Genomic DNA, 16,906 nt, shown 5'->3' on the forward strand with positions numbered 1-16,906 from the left:
ATGAACAACCCAGAAACTGAAATAATCAAGGTATCCGCTGGAAGAAGCCATTATGAGATAGCTGTTGGCAGGAATATCCTCCAAAATGCGTTTGAAGAGATATTTCAAGAATACAAAGGCCATAAAATTGTCGTAATAACTGACTCAAACGTAGAAAGGATATATGGGAATAAAATCCTTCAAAAACTCAGTAATAAAGATCGAGTTTTTATTCTATCTTTCAATGCAGGTGAAGAATCAAAAAATAGGAAAACAAAAGAGGAGCTTGAAGATAGGCTATTTGAACTTGGATTTGGTAGAGATACTTTGATTATTGCTTTAGGGGGAGGAGTCACTGGAGACCTTGTAGGTTTTATAGCTGCCACGTACATGAGGGGAGTTCCTTTCATACAGATACCAACAACGCTTCTATCTCAAGTTGATAGTAGCATAGGTGGTAAAGTGGGGATAGACCACCCCTCAGGAAAAAATCTTATTGGATCCTTTTATCCCCCGAAGAAGGTTTATATTGATTTAGATCTTCTTAATACTCTTCCAAATGAAGAAATAGTAAATGGTATTGCTGAAATAGTCAAAGCTGCAATTATCAAAGATGGAAAATTTTTCACATACCTAGAATCAAATATTGATATGGTAGTTAAACTTGAAAAAGAATTTATTGATAATGCGATTATCTCATCCCTGAAAATTAAGGCTAGTATAGTGCAAAAAGATGAGAAAGAATCCGGCCTTAGAAAGATTTTAAATTTTGGGCACACAATTGGTCACTCTATCGAAATCCTTTCAGATTTTGAAATACCTCATGGGAGGGCAGTTGGCATCGGGATGGCAATTGAAACATTGATTTCTGAAAAAATTGGAATCCTGAAATCAGAAGATAAGGAGAAGATATTCCAACTTCTCAAAAAATCAAGACTTCTTGACATATCTTTCAAAGCACATCCTGATGAAATAATAAAGAAAACTATTTTGGACAAAAAAACTAGAGAAGGGATAGTTGAATATTCTTTGATAAAAGGGATAGGCAAAGCTGTTTATGGGATCAAAGTAGACGATGGGATTATTAGGGAATCTTTAGCGGAGGTAGGATTTTCTTGATCACTGCTTCTATTATGCCGTCATCGCAAAAAGAATCAATTACTCTTTTAGAAAAGGCATTGGATAAAGGTGAGCTAGCCGAGATAAGAATAGATTTAATTACCGATTTAAATCTTTTAGAAATCAGCAATAAATTCGACAAAAAAAGAATTATAGTCACCAACAGAAAAAAAGACGAAGGCGGCTCATTTGAAGGAAGCGAATCTGAGAGAATTTCTTCCCTAATAGAAGCATTAAAGATTGGATTTGGATTTATCGATATAGAGTCATCTTCAATTGATTCATTGCACAATCTAATCTTAAAAAAAAGAGAATATAACTCAAAGACAAATATAATTATTTCTTACCACAACTTTGAAGAAACACCACAAAACTTGAAAGAAATATTGTGGCATATGGAAAATCAAGGACATGATATAATTAAGATAGCTGCATATGCTAAAGATATTTCTGACAATCTAACAATAAAAGATCTTTTATCTTCCAGATCCAGTCAAAGCAAAAAAGTTATTTCTTTTCTCATGGGCGAGAAAGGCGAGATAAGCAGAATACTATGTAACTCTTGGGGAAGTTACACTTCTTATGCACCATTAAAGGGAGTGGGAAAAACAGCCCCGGGACAGATACCGATAGAGGTTCTAAATGATGTATACAGAGTTAACTCTATTAATGGTAATTTTGATATTTATGGCCTTATTGGAAATCCTGTTAAGGAAAGTATAGGGTATTACGTTCATAACAAATTATTTTCTTACTATAATATGGATGCAGTTTATCTGAACTTTTTGGTAGATGACTTAGATAGGTTCATGGGTTCATTTAAGGGCCAATTCAAAGGACTTTGTGTCACAATGCCTTTCAAGGAAAAAATTATTCCCTACCTAAATAGAATAGACCCTATGGCACAAAAAATAGGTGCGATTAACACAATAAAGAAAAACAATGAAGGGCTATTTGGAACAAATACAGATTGGATAGGGGCTGTTTACTCAATTGAAAAATTGACTTCAATAAATAATAAAAAAGTATTAATCCTTGGTGCAGGGGGGGCTGGTAAAGCAATTGCATTTGGTATAAAAAATAGGCAGGGCGAAGTAATAATATCAAACAGAAATAAAAAGAAGGCCATAGAACTTTCAAGGAATATAGGAGTTGAAACAGTATTGTGGGAAGATAGAAATGACGCTGAATTTGATATTTTAGTCAACGCCACAAAAATTGGGATGAAGCCGGAAGAAAATAATTGTCCAATGGAAGATTCATTTTTTACTAAAGACTTATCGGGCATTACAGTTTTTGATGCTGTTTACAGCCCAATTGAGACTAGGTTATTGATGAGGTCAAGGGAGCAAGGGGCAAAGATTGCAAATGGATTGGATATGTATATGGGTCAGGCCATGGCCCAATTTGAACTCTGGACTGGGATAAAGCCATCTTATGAGAAGATGGAGAAATTTTCTAGAGAAGCTTTAGAGATTAGGAGTGGACACAATGAAAATTAAAGAAATTAAATCCATCCATTCCAATATTGATGTTAAAATAAAAGCCCCGCCTTCAAAAAGTTACACACACAGGGCTCTCTTTGCATCTGCACTAGCAGAGGGAAGATCAAAGATTATCGATCCACTTATCTCAGATGATACTAACTATACTATTACATGCTTAATGCAACTTGGAATAAAAATAAAAGAGAAGCCAAATAACGAGGGGCTTATTTTTGTTATAGAAGGAAGCGGGGGCAATCTAAAAGAACCTACTAACCCGCTTTATATTGGAAATTCTGGGACGACCCTTAGATTTCTTATGGCAATATCTTCACTTGTAAATGGGGTTGTTACCATTGATGGCGATGAGGAAGTAAAAAAGAGACCTGTGAAAGGACTTGAAGATTCTCTCATGAAACTTGGCATTGTTATTGATTCAAACAGTGGATGTCCGCCTGTTAGAATCACTTCAAATGGAAATATTGGGGGGGAAACAGTACTTGAATCAAGAGAGAGCAGTCAGTACCTAAGCGCTTTACTCATGGCATCACCATACGCACGTCCTTCTATGAAGATCAAGGTAAATGGTCAAGTTCCATCGAGCCCTTATGTTGAGATGACCCTAGACGTAATGGAGAAATTTGGAGTTCGAGTTCAAAGAAAAGAATTTTCAGAATTTTTTATTTCTCCCTCGAAATACACAGGTCAGGAGTATATAGTTGAAGGAGATTTTTCAAATAGTTCTTACTTTATGGCTGTTGCAGCTATCAGCGGCGGTAAGGTAAAAATTGAGAATCTAAATAAGAACTCCAAACAGGCCGATAAGGTATTTGTTGATATACTTGAAAAGATGGGTTGTGAAGTTTCTTGGTCCGATAATTCATTGGTATTAAATGGTGGAGACCTCAAGGGGATAGATATTGATATGAAAAAATCTCCTGATATTGTCCCAACACTAGCCGTTGTTTCTGCTTTTGCAAAAGAACCAACAAAAATATATAATATTGAAACATTGAGATTTAAAGAAACAGATCGATTGAGTGCAGTTGCTAACGAGCTTTCAAAGATTGGATGCAAAATTGAAGAAGGGAGGGACTATATGATAATAATCCCAGATAAGTTAAATGGGGCTGAAATTGAAACCTATAAAGATCATCGTATGGCAATGTCATTTGCAGTCGCTGGTCTTTTTATCGAAGGAATAAAAATCCTCGATCCAGATTGCGTCTCAAAATCATATCCACGCTTCTGGGAGGATTTTTCAAAATTATATGGGGGCCTTAATTGAACATAACCCTCTTCGGACTAAGGTGTGTCGGTAAGACTACAGTTGGCCTTAGATTATCAGACATCACAGATCGGATATTTTTTGATACAGACTCTATAATAGAAAAAAGAGAGTCAAGAAGAATCCCGGAGATTATCCATGAAAAGGACTGGGATTATTTCAGAACAAAAGAGAAAGAAGTCATTAAAGATGTATCAAAAGAGAATAATGCTGTTATCTCCTTAGGGGGTGGAGCGCTTATGGACAAAGAGAATGTCGAATCACTTAAGGACTCACTCTTTATTTTACTAAAGGCAGATATTCAAACAATGAGGAGCAGGATGGAAAGAGATTCTCCAAGACCTTCCCTTACAAATCAGGATTCACAGAATGAAATAGAGGTAATAATGGCGGAAAGGATGCCAGTATATGAAGAAATAGCAGATATAATTATAGATACAGATGGATTAAGTACATACGAGGTCTGCGATAAAATCTTATTAGAGCTTGAGAAAAGGAGATTGATGTAATGGGAGGAAATACTTACGGGAGATTTTTTAGAATTACAACCTGGGGCGAGTCGCATGGCAGAGCATTGGGTGTCGTTATAGATGGGTGTCCACCAGGAATTGTTCTTAGTGAAGAGGAAATTAATAAAGAGCTGAATTTAAGAAAGCCGAAAAGCGATGACCTTTCTACATCAAGAAAGGAAGATGACAGGTGTGAGATTTTATCTGGAGTGTTCGAGGGAAAGACACTTGGGACCCCTATTTCGATTATTATTACCAATAAAGATGTTGACTCTTCTTCATATGAAAAAATAAAAGGTGTATTCCGGCCAGGGCATGCCGATTATACCTACTTCAAGAAATACGGATTGTATGACCACAGAGGCGGTGGAAGAGCCTCTGGCAGGGAGACCGTTGCTAGAGTTGCAGCAGGGGCAGTTGCAAGAAAAGTTTTGGAAAAAGAGATCAAAGGATTTGAGTTATTTTCATTTACGAAGGATATCGGCGGTAAGGGAATATCTGGCATTGATCACAACTCTCTAAAAAGAGAGGAGATAGTAAAAGATAGATTATGGTGTCCTGATAAAAGAATCTCTGAACAAATGGCCCAACAAATTGTCAATGCAAAATCTCAAGGTGAGTCTGTTGGTGGGATTGTCGAGATAGTTGTTAAAAATATTCCTATGGGATTGGGAGAGCCAGTATTTGATAAACTTGAAGCTGATTTAGGAAAAGGGCTCTTATCCATTGGTGCAGTCAAAGGAGTAGAATTTGGCGGAGGATTTAATCTTTCCAATTTATTCGGTTCTGAAAGTAATGACCAAATGAATAAAAGTGGTTTTGTGACAAATAGGGCCGGAGGTATTGTAGGGGGTATATCCAATGGAGAAAATGTTATTATTCGGATTGCAGTAAAACCGATACCTTCAATTTCTAAAGAACAAAAAACAATTGATACAAAAGGAAATGAAAAGATAATCAAAATTGAGGGGAGGCATGACCCCTGCGCCATTCCAAGAATAAATCCGGTATGTGAATCAATGGTCGCCATTACAATTTTAGACCATCTACTTATGCAGAAGTCTATAGGGGGAATAAAGTGACAGTAGTTGGAATAATTGGTGGCACGGGAAAACTCGGGAGTCTATTCAAAAAATTCTTTGAAGAGGAAGGATTTGAAGTACTTGTTTCATCTAGATCCACATCACTTTCCAAAGAAGAGCTTATCCGAAAAAGCGATATCGTAATCGTATCAGTTCCTATTGAATCCACCATAGCAGTAATAAGAGAAATAGTTCCTTTCATGGGAGAAGGAAAACTCCTGATGGACCTAACATCGCTTAAGGTAGGGCCAATAGATGAAATGTTAAAATCTAAGGCAGATGTTTTAGGAACTCACCCCCTGTTTGCACCATCTATAGGTGATATATCTGGTCAGACTATTATATTGTGCCCTCAAAGAATATCCAATAAAGATCTCTACCAAAAGATTAATTCCACACTTTCTAAAAGAGGGGCAAACATTGTTGAGATGCCTCCAGAAACACATGACAGGATGATGGCCGTGATCCAGGGATTAACCCACTTTTCTGCAATAGTTCTTTGCCATTCTCTAAAAGATTTAAATTTTGACATAAAAAAAAGCCTTGAATGTACAAGCCCTGTGTATAGATTGACTCTAGATATGGCAGGTAGAATCTTAAATCAAGAGCCTGAGTTGTATGCAGACATATCTCTTTTAAATCCAAAAACACCTGAAATACTGTCACAGTACATCCAGTCAGCTGAGACGTTATTTAAGAAAATTGAAACAAAAGACCGAGATGGATTTATAAAATTCTTCGAAGAAGCTTCAGAATACCTAGGAGATTTCACGGAAAAGGCTGAAAAGGAGAGCAATATATTAATCAAAAGGATGGCGAGAGAATGAAGGTATCTACATTAGGGCCAAAGGGCACTTTTAGCCATGAAACGTCTTTGTTACTTGGTGCAGATGACATATTATTCAAACGAAGTATATGGGAAGTATTCAACGCAGTTGAGAAAAGTGAATGTGAAGGTGGCGTTGTTCCAGTAGAAAATTCTCTTGTAGGTGGCGTATCACAAACTCTTGACAGCCTCATTGAATTCAATCTAAAGATCAATAAAGAATACCTTCTACCTATCCACCATAATCTTGCCTGCTGGGGAGAACTAGAAGATATAGAGGTATTGTATTCCCATAATCTTACCCTATCTCAGTGTGAAAAGTTTGTCAGAAACTATCTGCCAAAAGTTGAAGTCCATGAAACATCTTCAAATGCAATCTCAGCAGTTGAACTTTCAAATAGAAAAGATAAGAGGTATGCAGCGCTCGTGTCTGAATTTGCCGCTGATTTATACAAGCTAAAATTATTAAAAAAAGATGTTCAGGATGAAAAACTCAACTTCACAAGGTTCTTTGTTGTTGGAAATCAAAGTGCTTTGCCAACTGGCAAGGACAGAACGAGCATAGTAGTGTCTCCAAGTGTTAATAGGCCTGGAGTTTTGTATTCTGTTATAAAACCTTTTTACGATGCAGGAATAGATCTCACTAAAATCGAATCAAGACCTTCTAAGAAGAGAATGGGCGAATATATATTTTTTATTGATTTCAAAGGCCATACAAAAGATAAGAAGATAAATCTGACATTAAAGGAACTATCCTCGATATTCTCTGTAAAAGTTTTGGGGTCTTATCCAAGGGCATATTAGTTTATTATTTTTTATATTAATTAAGAAATCCGCAACTTCAACCTGAAAATTTTTAAGCATAATTTTTTGCCTAATTACAAATACAGCAAAGGAAGATTATTATGAAAAGAAATAAAAAACTTGGAATTATTTTAATAGTTATAGCATTATTTGCTCTATACTTTTTCTGGCCAACAATAAATCCTATTGAGCCCGACAATCCCAATATTCCAAATGTTATTTTATCTAAAGATGATCGCATACTAATCATGGCGCCGCACCCAGATGACGAATCTGTTGCGACAGGTGGCCTAATACAGGATGCTCTTGATAAAAAAATCCCTGTACATATAGTCTTTTTTACATATGGGGATTTCAACGTATGGTCCTATACAGTATTTCAAAAGATGCCCATGCTTACTCCGGGCCAGGCATTAAATCTTGGAGAAATAAGACATGGTGAAGCTTTGAGCGCAATTAAAAATCTAGGACTTTCTGAAGCAAATGTTACTTTTTTAGGATACCCCGATTATGGAACTTCTGAGATACTTTACCATCATTGGGGTTCTAGCCCTCCATATGCAGGTATTCTTACAAGAAAGACTTCAGTGCCATATTCAACAGCACTTAGTCCAGACTCTCCATATAAAGGTGAATCTATAACGAGTGACATTGAATCAGTCATAAATGATTTCAATCCCACAAAAATATTTGTTTCTCATCCGGATGATCACCATCCAGACCATAGGGCGTTATTTGTATTCACTACGGTTTCCCTTTGGGATATGAAAAATGATGTCGAAGTTCACCCCTATCTTGTCCATTACCGTCAATGGCCATCTCCGTTGGGTTACTATCCGGGATATTTTTTAGATCCGCCTTCATATGATGACGGGATTATATGGAAGGAACTCCCAATGCCATATAGAGATACAATGACAAAATATTCTGCATTAAAAAATCATGTAACCCAATATGAATCAAATAAGAAATACCTTAACTCTTTTATCAGGACAAACGAAATATATGGGAACTTTGAAGATATCTATCTAAGCACTAATCCGATTGATATGTCCTTGGATAAGAGTGACTTAGAGGAATCTGCGCCTTCAGAGTTTAATGAAAGCCAGAAAGATGCATTTGTGAGAATCGAAGCTCAATCAGCCCACATTGAAAATGACAAACTTGTATTCCATTATATCCTGTCAGAGCCTTTTGGTGAAAGAATAGATTTTGACCTGTATGTGTTTGGCTATAGGGGCGATAAGGAATTTTCAGAGATGCCAAAGATAAATGTTGAAGTCAATCTAAAGGGATATTCAGTTTATGACCAAAAAAAGCCCATCTCTAGAGATGGTATTGAGGTCGTGAAAGCACCAACTGAGATAACAGTCAAAGTCCCGCTTAGCGTAATAGGGGACCCAGAAAAGATATTATTTAGTGCAACAACTTCAACAGGTCTTCTTTCACTCGATTCGATGCCATGGAGAATTGCAATCCTAAATTAAGGAATGAAAAAATGGCCGATGACAATAGACTTGAATCAATCGATGAGTTCAGAGGATTTGCCATATTTATGATGGTAATCATCAACTTCCTTGCTAGAGCAAACAACGTGCCTCTATTTCTAAAACATGCACCCGATATTGGATTTACAGTTGCAGACATAGTTGCCCCAATGTTTATCTTTGCAATTGGACTTACCTATGGTTTGTCATTTAGAAAGCGTGTTGAAAGAGCTGGCAAAGGGAAAACATATAGTCATTTCTTTACTAGGTATATGGCCATTGCAGGAATAGGATTCTTCTTGACGGCTTTTGGAAATCTAACTGGTACATATGAGAATAGCTCAAACTGGGGACTTTTACAAGCAATAGGGGCGGCTGGTTTGTTTACCTTAATATTCATTAAGTTTTCAACTAAAATAAGGGCCATAGTAGGAGTTTTATTCTTAATCTTTTATCAGTTCATGCTTGAACGGTTCTGGCTTCAAACTATACTTAGTTCCTCCCATGGAGGAATTTATGGATCTTTATCGTGGGGGGCTATGTTATTATTGGGAACAGTATTTGCAGATTTATATCATTCTCAAAACAATAATAAAAGATTTTTATTCGTGGCAATAATAGTTTTAGTAATTGGTTTATTCTTGTTATTTTTTATTCCTATCAGTAAGAATAGGGTTTCATTTAGCTATGTTTTAGTGGCCTTAAGCTTAAGTGCGTTAATTTTTGAGATTTTCGATTACTCAATTAAAAAATTCAGAATCAATATTAGATTGTTATCAAGCTGGGGAAAGAATCCATTGTTGCTTTATATCCTGCACATATTTCTTCTTGGAATATTCGTTATACCTCCGTACAGGTGGTGGCATACCGAAGCGTCCATTTTGTTACTATTTGTTGAAATTATAGGATTGATCGGAATTCTAAGTTGGATTGGAATATTCCTTGACTCCAAAAAATGGTATTTCTCATTATAAAAAACCCATTCTAAGTTTGTGGATTTGAATCTAGTAGTTCTCTCCATTTCTCATCGATAATTATACATTAATTACATATAATTTATTGTGATATAGTTCAATCTATTTTGAAGTCAAATTAACCCAAAAAACTTAAATATCGAGTTTGTTTTTGTGCGTTAAGGGCAGTTAGCTCAGTCTGGTAGAGCAGTAGACTCTTAATCTACGGGCCAGGGGTTCGAATCCCTTACTGCCCGCCAATAACTTTTCTGGCGGCTATTGATTCTAGTTGTGGCTATGACAAGGTGTGCTCCGAGTTTTGATTTCAAGTTGAAAAACTTTATATATTTACTAATTTAAAATTATAAGGATAGCTATGAAAGAAATTAAATTTCCAAAAGGAGAGGAACCATGGAATGAAGAGCAAGTTGACGCCTTGCTTAGAATAGTTGAAGATATTTTTCATAGAACGGACATAGATGCCTTAATCAACGGCTTCACTGAAAACTGTGTATTTAGATTTGCAGAACAGCCTGAGCAACATGGCAGAGAAGCGCTACGTAGATTATTTGAAGCACGTATGTCAAGACAAAAGAATTATAGGCTAAAGAAAACAAATCTTGCGCTTCAAGGAAATCGCCTTGCTAATATGTGGATAGGAACATGGCAAGATAGGGTTACTGGAAAGAAAATGGAAGGTCACGGAGTTGAAGTATGGGTGATGCGTGACGGAATGATCGCTGAATGGGATGCTGCCTTTAACGTATGGGGGGCAGAAGGAGAGAGACGCTCTGCAGTCATGTAATATATTTTTTAATTTATTTTAATAATCGCTATTTTTCATCAAGAAGATTATTTCACGCGTTTATATTTTTATTTATGGGAATTATTAAAAATAATTATTTGATATTACTATCTTTTGTTTTAGTATATTTGTTTAGCATCTGAATATCTTTTTTTACTCTTCTATAATTTATTTTTGTTAATACAGATATTTCATTTGCATCTAGAAATCCATCGTGCCTGTTTATTACTTCAATAACTTTAGTATCCATAAGATTCACCTTAACAGAATTTAATCTAGCGGAGGGCATATATCCCTTAATAAAGTGAAAAATAGTATTTCTTAATTCTAAATAGAAAATAAATTATTATTATTCTTAAAATGTTCTCAGATTAATATCGATTTAGAGTATTATTTTCTTAATTGATTTAATATTTTTTAATTATGTCATTTTTTGTATATAAATCGTGGTTTTCTAGCAGCACATAATTCTTGGAGAACTATTACTATTGATTATCAATATTGTATTATTTATTGCTAACCAATAACTTTATATATTAGTATCAATATAGTTATTATTGTCAATCAACATTGACAAAACCTATCCGTTAGTAGGAATCTTGGAGCAGATTCCTGCATATAAAACTCCAATTACGATGATGGGGGAGAAATCCCCCTGAGTATTTAGCTATTTTTCGATTAATGATACGTCAAATGACTATAAATTAGGGATACCTACACGGCAATATTATCTGTAAAAACCGAAAAGTTTATATATAATTGCCTTAAAATATGTTTGTTTGAGTATATTATTCTTAGCTAATATCTGCTAAAAAGTATATATTCAAGCATGTTGATTAAGTCAATTGACTTTTTCAAACAAAAAAAAAAATGGAGGAAAAAAACAATGTCAGGAATTGGATATTTTGGTCCAAGGAGAAAACCTGGATACGAAGAGCAGCCTTCCATAAACCCCAGCTTTTTGAAGCTTAGACTACCATTCTACCACTACCCAATCGAGTACCAGGATTTTATCCAAGGGATGATTTTGGCGTGTGTACCTTTAGGTATCACGGCAACTATGGTGCCTACAATGGGAATACCAATTGAAGTAGCAGTTTTAATGGTAATGATAAACAACCTTTTCTATCTATGGCACACTTCTTTCGGTGACCCATCAATAGCCGGTTGGATTACTCCCGGTATACCAATTTACGTAGCATACTTTGAATCGTTCTCAACGGAAATCGTTGGTCCATCTGGAGTATATATTGAAAGAATGCAAGCGTTAATAGCAGTTCAGCTAATATTGGCTGCTGTTTTCATAATTCTTGGTGTATCTGGAGCAGGTAGACACTTGGTAGAACATATTCCAAAATCACTAACAGCAGGTATTCTTCTAGGATCAGGATTAGCATCCATAGAGAGAATCTTCAATCCAGCACAACCATTCGTAAAAGACTTACCAGTATCTTTCCTAGTATCCTCATTCTTGTCTCTATTTCTCTTGTTCTCTAAGAGGGCAGTTTCATGGAGAAAGAATAATAAGATATTTGCATGGATTGCCGGGTTTGGAATAGTTCCAGGATTCGTTATAGGATACATCTTGGGAGTTATAACTGGAGAAATCAAAGTCGATATGGCAGTAATTACGTCAAGACTTGTTATAGATATGCCATTCCAAAGAATGTTAAATGAAGTATCAGTCTTTGGAGTTGGATGGCCATCTGCTACAATGTTCGGTGCAGGAATTGCCGTTGCTTTGGTAGCCTACATCATATGTTTTGGGGATATTATCGTTCTCAAAGCTTTGATTAAACAGGCCGATGAAGCTAGACCAGACGAAAAAGTAGTTATTCACATAGGCAGAACACATATCATATCAGGATGGAGAAATATCCTTGAAGGTTTATTCTTACCTTACGTACCATTATTAGGTCCACAGTGGACTGGTGGTCAAGCGCTAGTAGTTCAGAGATATATGCACGCAACACCCGATCAGGAATACACCTACTGGGGAGGAGCAACAAGTATGTTCTGGGGTATGACTCTTGCACTATTACTTCACCCTATAGTTCAGATAATGCTACCTGCCAAAAACATAGGATTCGGTCTAACTTTGTTAATTCAGGGATATCTTTGTTCATACCTTGCTATGGAGATGTGTGAGACTAATGTTCAGAGAGCTATTGCAGGTATAATGGCGGGATCTTTGATCATGGCAAACTATATCAAACTCTGGGGAAGTCCATTCTTCTCTGCACCAGCAATGGGTCTAGCAACAGGAGTTATCCTCTGGCTAGTACTTGAATACCAAGGTAAGGGAAAGGAAAAGAAGAAATAAAATTAATTTAATTTTCTTTTTTATTTTTTTAAATCAACATGTTTTTTTTATGTATACGTATTTTTTTGATACTTTGTTTTAGAGGGAAACTTTTATAAACTTTTTAAATTCTTAACGTAGGAGATATAATGGTAACAGTAAAGATTTCGAAAAGAAAAAAAATGGGATCAAAGGCATTCTTAAAAAAGAGCTTACCTTTCTTTGTATTAAGTATAATTGTAGTTATTGGTGGGCTTTTTCTAATAGGTAGATTATTAGAAGATGATCCTCTCCGCAACACAGCACAATGGGGATGGTTTATCGTAACTTTCTTAATAGTCCAGTATATCAATGTAAAATATATAGTGAAGAAGTGATTTTATGGAATTCAGAGATATTTTTAGATATGTACTTTTGTTGGTATGTGTAGTTTATGGTATTAGGGCGTATATGACTGGTCAATTGACACTTAGGTATCTGTTAATAGCTGTTGTTCTTTGTGCAGTAACATATTTCATAATAGCAAGACCGGATAAATATTGAGATAGGCGTTCATATGTTTGATAAAATAATCAATAAAAAGTTATCTTTGCTTCCTTGGTTAATCTACTTAGAAGACGGTCCTGTACTCGAAGCCTTTAATTCATTGAAAGGTGAGAAAGAGATATTTGAAACGTATATCCCTGTTAAGTTGGGCAATCATCTATATTATAGTAGCCTATACTATAAAAAGACTTTGAGAAAAGAAGAGCTTTCCAAGTTAGTCATTGTTGATGAAAATGGTAAGATTCTAAAAGATAAAGAAAAAGCTTATAAAATTTGTCTTGCCGTAAATCTTTTTGTTAGAATAACTCCTTCAGAAAATCTTAAGTATATAGTGAGAAATCTGGAAGATATCGAAAAAGTCAAGGAATATAAATCAAAGGCAGATTATTTCGTGCCTACTGCAAAATTGTTTTTATCAAAAAAAGATGCGGAAACTTTAGAAAAATCTTTAGAGAGCTTCTATCAACATGAAAATACCGCAAAACAATTACTTGCTCATTATGTGCAGGGAGTTGAAAAGATTAAATCTTTAAAATCTATTGATTATACAGAGATCACAGATTTGGTTGACTCTTATACGAAAGCAGGATTTGAAAGAGTAAGAGCAAAAGAAAATATAAAGAAATTCATTGAACTTATCAGAGATTCTAAGAAAGCTTTGCCTCACCAAGAAGATAACTATTTAGATACTGAAGCTGGCGCTTACTACATGATTGATAGACTTGAAGCGTATGTAGTTAGAGATATTAAACTATTGGAAATTAGGTATGAGGGTATTCGTCAGTATTATTCAAAAAATGTAGCAGAAGATGAAGCTAAAGCATTATTGGATTTTTTTAATAAAAATATTTAATTCTTTTCTTTTCGTCATTATATTAATAATCTTTGAAAGATTTTTAGCTATCAATATTTTAGGTATATCTAAATATAATAGGATTAGTTAATATCTAATTATTATTATATGTAATTTTTTTGATTAATATATTAATTATGTTTTATTTTATTTTTTTTGTATTAATTTAATCTTTTCTTTATTTGCCGATAATAAAATAACTATTAATAGAAAACCTTATATATAATTTCGATTAGCCTCAATTGATTGGGCTTACTAAATTATATAGGTATGCCTAAATCAAAATATAAATGGAGGAAAAAAACAATGTCAGGAATTGGATATTTTGGTCCAAGGAGAAAACCTGGATACGAAGAGCAGCCTTCCATAAACCCCAGCTTTTTGAAGCTTAGACTACCATTCTACCACTACCCAATCGAGTACCAGGATTTTATCCAAGGGATGATTTTGGCGTGTGTACCTTTAGGTATCACGGCAACTATGGTGCCTACAATGGGAATACCAATTGAAGTAGCAGTTTTAATGGTAATGATAAACAACCTTTTCTATCTATGGCACACTTCTTTCGGTGACCCATCAATAGCCGGTTGGATTACTCCCGGTATACCAATTTACGTAGCATACTTTGAATCGTTCTCAACGGAAATCGTTGGTCCATCTGGAGTATATATTGAAAGAATGCAAGCGTTAATAGCAGTTCAGCTAATATTGGCTGCTGTTTTCATAATTCTTGGTGTATCTGGAGCAGGTAGACACTTGGTAGAACATATTCCAAAATCACTAACAGCAGGTATTCTTCTAGGATCAGGATTAGCATCCATAGAGAGAATCTTCAATCCAGCACAACCATTCGTAAAAGACTTACCAGTATCTTTCCTAGTATCCTCATTCTTGTCTCTATTTCTCTTGTTCTCTAAGAGGGCAGTTTCATGGAGAAAGAATAATAAGATATTTGCATGGATTGCCGGGTTTGGAATAGTTCCAGGATTCGTTATAGGATACATCTTGGGAGTTATAACTGGAGAAATCAAAGTCGATATGGCAGTAATTACGTCAAGACTTGTTATAGATATGCCATTCCAAAGAATGTTAAATGAAGTATCAGTCTTTGGAGTTGGATGGCCATCTGCTACAATGTTCGGTGCAGGAATTGCCGTTGCTTTGGTAGCCTACATCATATGTTTTGGGGATATTATCGTTCTCAAAGCTTTGATTAAACAGGCCGATGAAGCTAGACCAGACGAAAAAGTAGTTATTCACATAGGCAGAACACATATCATATCAGGATGGAGAAATATCCTTGAAGGTTTATTCTTACCTTACGTACCATTATTAGGTCCACAGTGGACTGGTGGTCAAGCGCTAGTAGTTCAGAGATATATGCACGCAACACCCGATCAGGAATACACCTACTGGGGAGGAGCAACAAGTATGTTCTGGGGTATGACTCTTGCACTATTACTTCACCCTATAGTTCAGATAATGCTACCTGCCAAAAACATAGGATTCGGTCTAACTTTGTTAATTCAGGGATATCTTTGTTCATACCTTGCTATGGAGATGTGTGAGACTAATGTTCAGAGAGCTATTGCAGGTATAATGGCGGGATCTTTGATCATGGCAAACTATATCAAACTCTGGGGAAGTCCATTCTTCTCTGCACCAGCAATCGGCTTAGTAGTTGGAGTTCTTCTCTACCTCTCTCTTGAATACGAAGGTAAGGGAAAGAACAAAGTAAAGAAAAAATAAATTTAATTTTTATTTTATTTTTATATTTTATAAAAATTAATACGTAGAAAATTAAAAGAAATATTATATCTTAAAAATTTATATCGTCTTCTTTAGAAAACATGGTCGCAATCATTATTCCTATAGTGATTAAAACAAATCCTGCGGCAAAAGTTCCCTCACTCTTCAATAAAAACAACTCTAATTTGTAGCCAACTATCTCAGAAAGTAACAATATAAACCCTATTACAGCTAATGTTGCTCCAATAATTCTATTTATTTTTTGTCCCATGCGTCTTAAAATGATGGGCCATTTAAAAGATTTATTGTCATGTAGTGTATATTCTCTAATATGATAAGATTTACTATGGCATAGAAAAGAAACTTTCTCTAACTTTTCTTATTATTTTGTGAAATGTAACTTTGTAATATATTCTATTTCTATATACGAATTCTTCACATCAATATTTTTGTATTTTCAAATTTCCGGGCGTAATTAAATTTAAAAACTATCTTTTGTATATTTATTAGGGCTCGTAGCTCAGCTGGTATGAGCGCGGCATTCGCAATGCCGAGGCCGCGGGTTCAAATCCCGCCGAGTCCATAAATAGATAACTTTTTTAAACTTTTAATATTATTTCAAACTGGGCCCATGGTCTAGTTGGTCATGACGTCACCCTCACACGGTGGAGGTCCTGGGTTCGAATCCCAGTGGGCCCATATCTAACAAATAAGGTTTATTATTGAGTGAAGGTGAATAATTGAAGTACACAAAAGATGAATTTCTTAATTCGTTTGGTAACAAAGCATGGATATCACCTTTTGAAAAGATTGTTGTTCTTGCAGATAAAGAAAAAAAAATAATTGAGATTTTCGAAAAGCATCCAAGAGGGATGGCAACAGCATCATGGGTTACATATCATTATCCTAAGGCTTCGTCTTTGATTACACAAGCCATAGGTGAAGGAAGTCAAAGTTTTTTTAGGGCTAAAGAGGGAAAGTGTGATTTGGATTTGAAAGCAGGGATTTCTGCAGCAGGCATTGAAGAAATTAAAATCACTCAAAATAAAATCCTAATTACTTATGCCGGTCTTGGTGGTGGCGGAGTTGGTGCCGTTCTTAATAGGGGGCTTGCAGAGGG

Annotated in this window: 18 protein-coding genes and 3 tRNA genes; 19 read left to right on the forward strand and 2 right to left on the reverse strand. The window is 35.4% G+C overall.

Going from position 1 to position 16,906, the window contains the following annotated elements:
* The 11 genes from aroB (at position 1) to PLI06_07980 (ending at position 10,336) form a co-directional block, all read left to right on the forward strand.
* Positions 1–1,098 carry a 3-dehydroquinate synthase gene (gene aroB, locus PLI06_07930; GenBank protein HOI77520.1) on the forward strand — a complete coding sequence of 366 codons (1,098 nt, stop codon included), beginning with the start codon at positions 1–3 and terminating at the stop codon, positions 1,096–1,098.
* Positions 1,095–2,600 (forward strand): shikimate dehydrogenase, encoded by a 1,506-nt coding sequence (gene aroE / locus PLI06_07935; GenBank protein HOI77521.1) that lies wholly within the window; start codon positions 1,095–1,097, stop codon positions 2,598–2,600. The genes aroB and aroE overlap by 4 nt, the downstream gene beginning before the upstream one ends.
* Positions 2,590–3,870: a 3-phosphoshikimate 1-carboxyvinyltransferase gene (aroA, locus tag PLI06_07940; GenBank protein ID HOI77522.1), complete on the forward strand. Its 1,281-nt coding sequence runs from the start codon at positions 2,590–2,592 to the stop codon at positions 3,868–3,870. Before aroE ends, aroA begins: the two co-directional genes overlap by 11 nt.
* Positions 3,867–4,379: a shikimate kinase gene (locus PLI06_07945; protein HOI77523.1), complete on the forward strand. Its 513-nt coding sequence runs from the start codon at positions 3,867–3,869 to the stop codon at positions 4,377–4,379. The genes aroA and PLI06_07945 overlap by 4 nt, the downstream gene beginning before the upstream one ends.
* Entirely contained in the window at positions 4,379–5,461 is a 1,083-nt protein-coding gene (gene aroC / locus PLI06_07950) for a chorismate synthase (protein HOI77524.1), read from the forward strand. The genes PLI06_07945 and aroC overlap by 1 nt, the downstream gene beginning before the upstream one ends.
* Positions 5,458–6,288 (forward strand): prephenate dehydrogenase/arogenate dehydrogenase family protein, encoded by an 831-nt coding sequence (locus tag PLI06_07955; GenBank protein HOI77525.1) that lies wholly within the window; start codon positions 5,458–5,460, stop codon positions 6,286–6,288. The genes aroC and PLI06_07955 overlap by 4 nt, the downstream gene beginning before the upstream one ends.
* Positions 6,285–7,091, forward strand: coding sequence for a prephenate dehydratase (gene pheA / locus PLI06_07960; GenBank protein ID HOI77526.1), 807 nt, complete (start codon positions 6,285–6,287; stop codon positions 7,089–7,091). The genes PLI06_07955 and pheA overlap by 4 nt, the downstream gene beginning before the upstream one ends.
* 101 nt (positions 7,092–7,192) lie before the next feature.
* Complete coding sequence (locus tag PLI06_07965; protein ID HOI77527.1) at positions 7,193–8,578, forward strand: PIG-L family deacetylase; 1,386 nt, start codon at positions 7,193–7,195, stop codon at positions 8,576–8,578.
* Between the two features lie 11 nt (positions 8,579–8,589).
* Positions 8,590–9,552 (forward strand): heparan-alpha-glucosaminide N-acetyltransferase domain-containing protein, encoded by a 963-nt coding sequence (locus tag PLI06_07970; protein HOI77528.1) that lies wholly within the window; start codon positions 8,590–8,592, stop codon positions 9,550–9,552.
* Between the two features lie 162 nt (positions 9,553–9,714).
* A tRNA-Lys gene (locus PLI06_07975) sits at positions 9,715–9,791 on the forward strand.
* Between the two features lie 116 nt (positions 9,792–9,907).
* The gene (locus PLI06_07980; protein HOI77529.1) at positions 9,908–10,336 is read left to right on the forward strand and encodes a nuclear transport factor 2 family protein; all 429 of its coding nucleotides are present in this window, start codon (positions 9,908–9,910) and stop codon (positions 10,334–10,336) included.
* A gap of 94 nt (positions 10,337–10,430) precedes the next feature.
* Here the strand turns inward: PLI06_07980 and PLI06_07985 are convergent, their stop codons facing one another.
* The gene (locus PLI06_07985; GenBank protein HOI77530.1) at positions 10,431–10,586 is read right to left on the reverse strand and encodes a hypothetical protein; all 156 of its coding nucleotides are present in this window, start codon (positions 10,584–10,586) and stop codon (positions 10,431–10,433) included.
* Between the two features lie 636 nt (positions 10,587–11,222).
* Here PLI06_07985 and PLI06_07990 point away from each other — a divergent pair.
* From PLI06_07990 to PLI06_08010, 5 genes are all read left to right on the forward strand, one after another.
* Positions 11,223–12,659: a hypothetical protein gene (locus tag PLI06_07990; GenBank protein HOI77531.1), complete on the forward strand. Its 1,437-nt coding sequence runs from the start codon at positions 11,223–11,225 to the stop codon at positions 12,657–12,659.
* Between the two features lie 128 nt (positions 12,660–12,787).
* Positions 12,788–13,015, forward strand: a complete 228-nt coding sequence (locus PLI06_07995; GenBank protein ID HOI77532.1) for a hypothetical protein — start codon at positions 12,788–12,790, stop codon at positions 13,013–13,015.
* Between the two features lie 4 nt (positions 13,016–13,019).
* Positions 13,020–13,181, forward strand: coding sequence for a hypothetical protein (locus PLI06_08000; GenBank protein ID HOI77533.1), 162 nt, complete (start codon positions 13,020–13,022; stop codon positions 13,179–13,181).
* A gap of 13 nt (positions 13,182–13,194) precedes the next feature.
* On the forward strand, positions 13,195–14,037 hold the full coding sequence (locus tag PLI06_08005) for a hypothetical protein (GenBank protein HOI77534.1): 843 nt from the start codon (positions 13,195–13,197) through the stop codon (positions 14,035–14,037).
* Between the two features lie 306 nt (positions 14,038–14,343).
* Positions 14,344–15,786, forward strand: coding sequence for a hypothetical protein (locus PLI06_08010; GenBank protein HOI77535.1), 1,443 nt, complete (start codon positions 14,344–14,346; stop codon positions 15,784–15,786).
* A 70-nt stretch (positions 15,787–15,856) separates the two neighbouring features.
* On the opposite strand, the gene PLI06_08015 is transcribed toward PLI06_08010, so the two are convergent.
* Positions 15,857–16,057, reverse strand: coding sequence for a hypothetical protein (locus PLI06_08015; protein ID HOI77536.1), 201 nt, complete (start codon positions 16,055–16,057; stop codon positions 15,857–15,859).
* A 238-nt stretch (positions 16,058–16,295) separates the two neighbouring features.
* On the opposite strand from PLI06_08015, the gene PLI06_08020 reads away from it, so the two are divergent.
* The 3 genes from PLI06_08020 to PLI06_08030 form a co-directional block, all read left to right on the forward strand.
* A tRNA-Ala gene (locus PLI06_08020) sits at positions 16,296–16,369 on the forward strand.
* Positions 16,370–16,411: 42 nt separating this feature from the next.
* Positions 16,412–16,485 (forward strand) — tRNA-Val (locus PLI06_08025).
* 41 nt (positions 16,486–16,526) lie between these two features.
* The coding region (locus PLI06_08030) for a hypothetical protein (protein HOI77537.1) at positions 16,527–16,906 on the forward strand (380 nt) is incomplete at its 3' end.

It is taken from the genome of Methanofastidiosum sp. (genome assembly GCA_035362715.1).
In the GTDB taxonomy this organism is placed as follows: Archaea; Methanobacteriota_B; Thermococci; order Methanofastidiosales; family Methanofastidiosaceae; genus Methanofastidiosum.